Source organism: Enterococcus olivae, from assembly GCF_053760925.1.
The window spans coordinates 1-8,079 of the sequence record NZ_JBSMVT010000048.1 but is presented as its reverse complement, the minus strand read 5'-3'; the positions used below and the strand labels follow the sequence as shown (position 1 = coordinate 8,079).

Sequence of the window (8,079 nt, the reverse complement as noted above, 5' to 3'; positions counted from 1 at the left end):
TCACCTTTACCATAACAGAATGGGGTTCTTTTTTCATCACTTAACGGGTGAGAATCGAAAAGTTAATTTTTCCTGCCGTTAGGCAGTTTCTAAACAATTATAAGGAAAGTATGAATTATTCAGGATGAAATACAACATATTAAGAATAAAGATTTAATTGTTAAACTCTTTTTGGAAGTATTAACCGCTATTTATTGGTGGTTTCCTCCTATTTACTTCCTAAAGAATCAACTATCATTTCTAATGGAGTTGAGAGTAGACAATCAAGTCACTAGCAATTTATGTGAATTAGAACAACTAGATTACGCAAACACTTTAATAAGTGTCAAAAAGAAAGCAGAGAAAAGAAAAAAAATCTTGGCTTTGGATCTAGTTAGTAACTTTACATACCCCAATAAATTTTTACTTACAAAACGTATGAATTTATTTTTCGAAGGAAACGCAAAGAAAAGCAATCGATTAGCGCTTCTACCATTAATTTTTATGTTGCTGTTGCTACCATCCATTGTATTTGAACCGTATCAAATAGATACACTTATTAAGGAAACGACTTTTGAAATCAATGAACCTGACCAAAATTTTATTCTTGAAACTCTTGACGGTAACTATTATTTATATGAAAATAATCAAAAAATTGGAAGTATTACAGATCCAATGGAAGCTCCTTTTAACGAGTTAAAAATTTATAGAGAGGAGGAGACCCAATGATAAAGCTACTTATTTTATCTAATCTATTTCTATCTGTATCAGCCAGTCCGCTACAACATCACAACGAACCGATTGTTGAATATGCTAGTTCTACCCCATTGGCACACATTATTGATTGGCGCTTAAAAGTGGTAGATGGAAAAATTTATAAAAGACTTTACAATTACACTTTAAAAGAATGGGTAGGTGACTGGATACTTGCCTAGCTAAAAATTAAATCATACAAACGAATTAACAAATAAGTAGTGTCCGCTGAGCAATCAACAAAAATGTATAAAATAGTGCATAGTAAAAATTTTGAACAAACTATTGTACGATAGTCTATTTAAAGAGACATTAATATGTCCATTTAAATACTATTACTGAAAGAAAAATGTTGCGATGAATAAAAAGGGAAAGCTATTTTGTTAATATTGAACAAAAGTATAGAAGTTTTTCTTGCACTTGTTTTTAATAATCACTGATATTATTAAACTCTTTATACATTGTTCAGTTAAGCAGTCACTAAGTAAATTACTTTCTAATAACTCAACTTTTACACATATTTTTCAACGTTAATTCCTTGTGGCATAAATAGGAAAGACACCCTATTCTTTATCAGGGTCTATAATATTTGGTGTTGTTACTAAGAAATTAGGAACGACATCTTTTTTTTATAACAAAAAAGCATTCGTTTCCCTTATAATTAAGTTGGATAACAAAATTGAATGAAGGAAAACAAATGCTCTACAATACCGAGAAGCCATTACGTTAGTTATCTTTTACTCAGCCTTACTCGAATAGCAAAAAACAATGTAATTAAAATGATTCAATGGATTGCTTTTGGATTTCGGATCTTTAAGCATCTCCAAAAACGCATCCTTATCCAACAAGGCGTACTGGATATTCAATAAAAAGAATGTGGGTAACTTTAACTACCTTAAAAAATAACAAATTAAATAACAAAAAAAGAAGAACCTAAGTCCTTCTTCATTATATGGATATTGCGAAACAACACTATTTGACAAAGAGCCCAAAATTTATTTTCTTTCTCAAACAATTAATTCAATTTTAGATTTAAATTTTGACTCTATTTGCTTAGTTTAAATTCACCATCCGTATAAAAAATATGTTTGACACGTCCATACATGCGTAAATTTCCCTCATCAATAGTAATTTCTGCCCTATCATTTTCAATCCATACAATTGAAATATCATTATCATCATATAAGTCTTTAGTGAAGGGTCCGTCATTTAAAGAAAACTTATGATCATAGTTGTCTTTAAATATAACAGGTACGCTTTCAAAGTCTGGATTTAATCCTTTTTGATAGACTTCAATTTTGTACTCATCATTGGCAGAAGTACTACTCAAGATGAGGTACTCTTTTTCAAACCCATAATAATTGGTTACGTGTCGTCCAGCTAATACTAAGATTTCTAAGAAAATAAAGAAAAGAACGCTTTTCTTATTCATTCCTTTAATAAAGAAAATTAGCATAACAATAGGTAGCATGATTGCCAAGGCAGTGAACACTGCATGTTTTTCAATAGCATTTGATATTATCATCCACACTCCGAATAGTAACAAGAGAACTGAGCTAATAATAATTAATGCTATTTTTCTGTTTTTTTGGTAAAAAAACAAGCCAAAAATCATTAATAGGAACCCACTTAATAAAAGATAATGAAAATAGTTGGTCATATCTAAACTCTCCTTTTTAGATGATTTACTCTATTCTCATATTGCATTCTAACATGATATAAAGAAACATAAAAGCAAGAGCTTTAAGCTTTCAATATATATAATTGATTGAAGTAAAAAGAATTGCTCAACTTCAATTAATCCTTTTTTAATGATTGTTGGATCGCAGAACTATGAAATATGGTTTAATATAGCCATCTTCTTGCAATGAATAGCCTAAATTATTTGCTGCTTCCATAGGTTTAGGATAACTACTATCAGACATATATTCGAAATCATAAACATCTGTAAATGAATAACTAGCACTATAGCCACTACCATTAGATTTTTTTCCGAAAGTTACTGAATAATTAGCAGAATGGATACCAGCTGCTAAATCCAAGCTTGAATTACTTCGTGTAAATGTAAACGACCCCGTTATAGTCCCTGACGATAACCCGTTGTTAACGATTTCTGTGTAAAATTTATAATAAATTTCGTTATTTAATTCTATTGATGATGTAGCCGCACTTCTTGCATATGCGGTATTAGTTTCTACATAAATTCCGGGACTCCAATTGGTTTCACCAACGTGTTCATAAGGTACCACTGCGTGTCTCATTAATCGAGCTGTTCCATTACATCCAAGTAAATCCACAGATGAAGCCAAACCTTTCCAAGTTCCTATTTGCATATTATAGTCAATTTGATTTTGAACTTGAATTGAATTTGATGAAGCTTTTTCATGCTCTTGTAATTTTTCATTCATTTTTTCTTGGTTATTTTGTTCGAACTCTTTTACAGAATCTAGTGTTGTTTGTATTGCTTTCTCATAAGTTTCGTTGGTTAAAGATTCATCCTCCGAAATAATTACAATAGATTCTGCTATAAAATCTTTTGACATTGGATATTTCTCTTTGTATTCATGAACAAGCTGTTCTGTCTCTTTACTAAGCTGTAACTCTTCGTCAGCATACGCTTTTTCTGAAATTACAAAAAAATGACAATAATGTTATCGGTAAGATTATTTTACTCAATTTCATAATTAACTCTCCATTTCATATTATATTTTAAATTTGCTATCTACTCTTTTTAATCTGCCCTCCTCTCAATGGTAAAGAAATATGGATTACAAAACATTTTTGAAAATGTGCCCAAAATATTGGCATGAAACCAATAGAGCATTGGATGACTTTCGATAATACAAAAATACCATCGATATCATTTAACGTCAATGGTTTTTGATATTTTATTTAATTTATTCATAATCACTAACTAAAAGCCTAATCAGAATACAATCGTATTCGTTTGTGTTATAATGAACCTATAAATATTAGAGGAGTTGATTTTATGACCACTACTACCGTTCGTATGCCTGACGAGGAGTACAAAAAAGTAAAAGCGATGGCTGCATTTGAAGGAATGAGTGTTTCTGAATTTATGCGTAAAACTATTCTGGAACAAGTCGAAGATTCGCTTGATTATGAAATAGGAATTGCTATTTTAAAGGAACAGAATGAGCGTATTTCTCGGGAAGAAATAGTAAGAGAGGTCTATTCTGACTGATGTATACGTGGAGTTTTGATAAAAAAGCCTATAAAGAATTTAAAAAATTAGACAAACCTATTCAAAAACGATTGGTTAAATGGTTAGATGAACATATTGAAGGTGCTGAAAATCCTCGACAATGGGGAAAAGCCCTTGAGGGAGAGATGAAAACACTTTGGCGTTACCGAGTAGGAAGCTTTCGCTTGATTGTGGATATTATAGACCATGAGTTTATCGTCCTGATTATTAAAACAGGAAAACGAAACGATGTATACAAACACAAATAAACTCTTGCCCTAAGAATAAGCAAGAGTTTATTTCTTTTCTTCACTTTTCAAACCAATCATAAAAATCAGGATCACTTTTTTCAGCATAGAGCTCAATCAATGCCGGTCGCAGGGACTGGAAAATGGCTACTAATTCTTTTCCACCAAAGAAAGTGGAAAAAGATTTTTGAGTCAATCCTTGAGAAAGTAATTTGATGACCTCTTCTGTTTTTTTATCATCCGCCAACAGATTGATCAGTTTGCCTACTAAGAAATTCTCGTTATACGTAATATCTTCTTCTACTTCTATTTCGTTAAGCATCTCCTTTACAATTGCCAGTATTCGTGTATCTCCATACTTAAGTGCCTCAATTTCCCAGATAAAACTAAAGGCGTTTTGCGCAACCAAAGTAACCAATTCTTCTTTTTTAGCCGAACTCATTTCCTTAAAACGCTCAAGACGTACTACTTCTTTTCTTGTTAATTGAGTGACTTCTTCTTTTATCCATTTATAGGCACTCTCTGCAAAACAATCATCCACAAATTCTTCATGTGGGTACCCGACTTCATTCTCCCATCCAGGATTTTTAAAATCATCTGTATAAAAAATAGTTTTGATTTCATCAATCACTTCTGGATGTGCCTTTAACAGCTCTCCCTCTCCGCGTATGGTTAGATAGTCCATTAAATACTCCTCGACTGTACCAAAATAGAACCATCCAATAGGTTTATCACTGAGTTTCGCAATTTTTTCTGCTACCTCAATAGGCACAAGGTTATAGCCTTGGACATAGGAATTAATGGTTGTCTTTTTTACCCCAATCCGCTTTCCAAAATCCGCAAAGGATAAGCCTAAGCCATCCTTTACTTGTTGCAGTCGTTGCCCCACTTGTTTTTTATCTGGTTTCAAAATTCCAAACATCGTTTTCTCCTCCAACATGCTTCCTTTTTTCTTTAGTATACCACACGTATATTATTTCGTATATATTTTTCACGCTTTTCTATTGACATCGTATATTTTTTCGTATATTATATAATTGTAGAGGCCACTACATTGTGATGGATTGTTGAAAAAAGTCAATATATTTTACGAGGAGTGAATGATATGCCAATCAAAATTAGTGATTTTACCTTACCTAATGAAAAATTAGAAAAGGAATATCAAGTAGTGAATGTTTCAAGATGGCAAAAAGAGGGCGAGATGTTGGGTTGGAGTTATGAATGTATTTTACCTAAGTTGCGATTTGAAAAAGTAATGGTCAAAGTAGATAGTGAATTTCCCGTGATTTCCAAAGAAGAGTTAGACGAAAACGGAATCGCTACACTTCGTTTTACGGGATTAGATATTCGACCATGGGGCAGAGTCAATGGTCCTTTTGTCAGTTATGGTCTCTCTGCTTTTGCAGAATCTGCCACTCTTGTTGCAGAAAAATGACAGTCACTTACTTTACTGCAAAAGAAACGGTGGAACGTGTGCATGGATTGCATTCTATTTCTACCCTTAACAAGTGGGCAAATTTTATTCAGAAAAACTGTCACTATCACTTTCATTATGAATCTTCTTCTATCAGTCATAAGAAAAGACGTGTTTTTACTTTAGAAGAAATTAATCGATTGAATCAGGTGGTTCCTCTAATCGCTGAAAAAGGACGTGACGGTGCTTTAAGACAAGTATTTGATACAGTAACGGATAGTTGTACTTACTATTCAACTACTGAAATCTATGCCTTATTGATGGAGCAACTGGAACAGCAACTAACGACCACAAGACAACAGGCACATGAACAGCAGAATCAATTAGAAAATGAAGTTCGCCACTTAGACAAACGATTGAAACACTTGGAAGAGCAAATAAACGGCTCTTCCAGCGGCTGGTTTCGGCGGAAACGGTAGGGCATCAAGCCCTTTCCGTTCTCCGACGAAAACCACCAGACGATGGAACAGGCGTTAGAAGAAATGCCCTGCATTTCTTCCCCTTAACTTGATATATAGGACAACATCTGTCGAAAAAAAGAGCTTTATTTCTTTCCATACTGGAGTGATGCGATTGTTACTAGCGTACAATCAAAAAATCATTGAAACTCCTACGTATAAAGAAATTTGGGAATACGACACACCTATTCAATTAAAAAAAGAGACGTCAAAAGAAAGCAACAACGAATACAAAGAAGAACTTGCATGGTTATATGAAGAAGAAGAGACTAAAAGAATTTATGATGAATTATCCGCACAAGAACAATACGATAGTCTAAAAAGAAAACAAAAACATTATCGCAATATGCGTTTTACAATTGCACGATTAGTTGATACCAATTTTGATAAACAGACAAAATTTCTCACACTTACTTTTAAAGAAAATATTCATGATATCACATATACGAATAACGAATTTAATAAATTTATCAAACGATTAAACTATAAAATCTATCATACAAAAAAAGCATTACTTAAATATATTGCTACGTGGGAGAAACAAAAACGGGGAGCTATCCACTATCACATCATACTTTTTTCATTTCCTTATATCCAACAAAACACTTTGGCAACAATATGGGGAAATGGCTTCATAAGAATCAATAAAATTGATGTGGATAGCGTTGAAAATCGAGGGAGATATGTCAGCAAGTACTTTGATAAAGACCTAGATTTAAAAGAACATAAGCAAAAGGCTTTTTTCAAATCTCAAAATTTGAAGTCGCCTATCGAAAGCAAGTCACTGGCAAGTACCCCTTATGATACAAGCACCCAAGAAATTCTTTATTCCAATGAGTACCTTTTCCGTAAGCCCATATTCTTCTATGATACAGATGAAAATGGAGCTACAGATTGGAAAATTGAATTTTCAGAAAGTGTAGTCAAATATACAAAAATAAAAAAAGAAACGTAGAAAAATAGTTTGTCATTAATGTTCTTTGAAAGAAAGTGTGAGTGATAAAGATGAAAGGTACAGTCTGCAAGAAAGATTTAGAAGCATTGGGTTTTCGCCCTAATCAAGCAGTGACGATTATTCGCCAATCGAAAGTAAAAATGGTCAATAAGGGCTATCCGTATTATAATAATAAACGTATTGGGGTTGTTCCTAAATACATTGTTGAAGAGATTATCGGTATTCCCCTACAGTAAGGGGGAATACTTCATGGCAAAAACAAAATATTCCTGTGTATACCAAAATAAAAAAGGACAATTTTATTATTTAGTGGAGCTCGGACTCGATCGAGTGACTGGAAAGAGAATTCAAAAAAAGAGTACAAAAAATGAGCATGGTCAGCGTTTAAAATCCGCCAGAGAAGCACATCAAGAAGTAATACGATTAAAAAATGAATATATGGTCAATAACGGTTTTGCAAACTATGATTTAACTTACCCGCAATTTATGAAAAAAAGTTATATCCCGTATTATAAAGCTTCCGTACAACGAAGTACTTGGAATTCTCGTGAGAGTGGACTTGAACAAATGGCTGACTTCTTCAAAAATCAAAAATTACGTGAAATTACTGTCCGAGATTGTGAAAGTTACCGTATCTGGTTACTGACAGAAAGTGGTTATTCACAAGCCTACAGCTCTCTCCTTTACGGAATGTTTCGAAAAACATTAGATTATGCCGTATCCTTAGACTTCATTAAGGAAAATATTTCGAAGCGAACCAGAGCTATCCCAAAAGGAAAATCGATTGTTCCTTTTTGGACAAAAGAAGAGTTTGAGCATGTGCTGTCTATCATTTACAAATCTGATTTTTATGAACACATGTGTTTTGTAATAATCTGGTTCACTAGTGTTGCACAAATAGAGTAAGAATATTCAGATTATTTGTTTTTCTGAAAAATGTTAAAAACGAATAGTGCTGACGCAGAGGATGACTATTTCCAGAATTTTTTATCTGTTATTCAACTAAA

12 protein-coding genes are annotated in these 8,079 nt (G+C 32.8%); 9 read left to right on the top strand and 3 right to left on the bottom strand.

Annotation, left to right across the window (positions count from 1 at the left end):
- Window positions 1-114: 114 nt before the first annotated feature.
- Both ACWODM_RS15980 and ACWODM_RS15975 read left to right on the top strand, forming a co-directional pair.
- On the top strand, window positions 115-708 hold the full coding sequence (locus ACWODM_RS15980; RefSeq protein ID WP_455322325.1) for a M56 family metallopeptidase: 594 nt from the start codon (window positions 115-117) through the stop codon (window positions 706-708).
- Window positions 705-914, top strand: a complete 210-nt coding sequence (locus ACWODM_RS15975) for a hypothetical protein (RefSeq protein WP_455322324.1) — start codon at window positions 705-707, stop codon at window positions 912-914. The genes ACWODM_RS15980 and ACWODM_RS15975 overlap by 4 nt, the downstream gene beginning before the upstream one ends.
- An 863-nt stretch (window positions 915-1,777) precedes the next feature.
- Here ACWODM_RS15975 and ACWODM_RS15970 read toward each other — a convergent pair.
- Window positions 1,778-2,392, bottom strand: a complete 615-nt coding sequence (locus ACWODM_RS15970; protein WP_455322323.1) for a hypothetical protein — start codon at window positions 2,390-2,392, stop codon at window positions 1,778-1,780.
- A gap of 148 nt (window positions 2,393-2,540) precedes the next feature.
- A complete protein-coding gene (locus tag ACWODM_RS15965) occupies window positions 2,541-3,275 on the bottom strand; it encodes a hypothetical protein (protein ID WP_455322322.1) in 735 nt (244 codons plus the stop codon).
- Window positions 3,276-3,721: 446 nt separating this feature from the next.
- Between ACWODM_RS15965 and relB the strand changes: the two genes are divergently transcribed.
- Both relB and ACWODM_RS15955 read left to right on the top strand, forming a co-directional pair.
- Window positions 3,722-3,937: a type II toxin-antitoxin system RelB family antitoxin gene (gene relB / locus ACWODM_RS15960; protein WP_455322321.1), complete on the top strand. Its 216-nt coding sequence runs from the start codon at window positions 3,722-3,724 to the stop codon at window positions 3,935-3,937.
- Window positions 3,937-4,206 (top strand): type II toxin-antitoxin system RelE family toxin, encoded by a 270-nt coding sequence (locus tag ACWODM_RS15955; RefSeq protein ID WP_455322320.1) that lies wholly within the window; start codon window positions 3,937-3,939, stop codon window positions 4,204-4,206. Before relB ends, ACWODM_RS15955 begins: the two co-directional genes overlap by 1 nt.
- A 40-nt stretch (window positions 4,207-4,246) precedes the next feature.
- Here the strand turns inward: ACWODM_RS15955 and ACWODM_RS15950 are convergent, their stop codons facing one another.
- The gene (locus ACWODM_RS15950; RefSeq protein WP_455322319.1) at window positions 4,247-5,095 is read right to left on the bottom strand and encodes a helix-turn-helix domain-containing protein; all 849 of its coding nucleotides are present in this window, start codon (window positions 5,093-5,095) and stop codon (window positions 4,247-4,249) included.
- A gap of 195 nt (window positions 5,096-5,290) precedes the next feature.
- Between ACWODM_RS15950 and ACWODM_RS15945 the strand changes: the two genes are divergently transcribed.
- The 5 genes from ACWODM_RS15945 (at window position 5,291) to ACWODM_RS15925 (ending at window position 7,978) form a co-directional block, all read left to right on the top strand.
- The gene (locus ACWODM_RS15945; RefSeq protein ID WP_455322318.1) at window positions 5,291-5,620 is read left to right on the top strand and encodes a hypothetical protein; all 330 of its coding nucleotides are present in this window, start codon (window positions 5,291-5,293) and stop codon (window positions 5,618-5,620) included.
- A complete protein-coding gene (locus ACWODM_RS15940) occupies window positions 5,617-6,078 on the top strand; it encodes a hypothetical protein (RefSeq protein WP_455322317.1) in 462 nt (153 codons plus the stop codon). Before ACWODM_RS15945 ends, ACWODM_RS15940 begins: the two co-directional genes overlap by 4 nt.
- 154 nt (window positions 6,079-6,232) lie before the next feature.
- The gene (locus ACWODM_RS15935) at window positions 6,233-7,072 is read left to right on the top strand and encodes a rolling circle replication-associated protein (protein WP_455322316.1); all 840 of its coding nucleotides are present in this window, start codon (window positions 6,233-6,235) and stop codon (window positions 7,070-7,072) included.
- A gap of 50 nt (window positions 7,073-7,122) precedes the next feature.
- Complete coding sequence (locus ACWODM_RS15930; RefSeq protein WP_455322315.1) at window positions 7,123-7,308, top strand: DUF3173 domain-containing protein; 186 nt, start codon at window positions 7,123-7,125, stop codon at window positions 7,306-7,308.
- Window positions 7,309-7,321: 13 nt separating this feature from the next.
- Window positions 7,322-7,978: a phage integrase SAM-like domain-containing protein gene (locus tag ACWODM_RS15925; RefSeq protein WP_455322314.1), complete on the top strand. Its 657-nt coding sequence runs from the start codon at window positions 7,322-7,324 to the stop codon at window positions 7,976-7,978.
- Window positions 7,979-8,079: the final 101 nt, after the last annotated feature.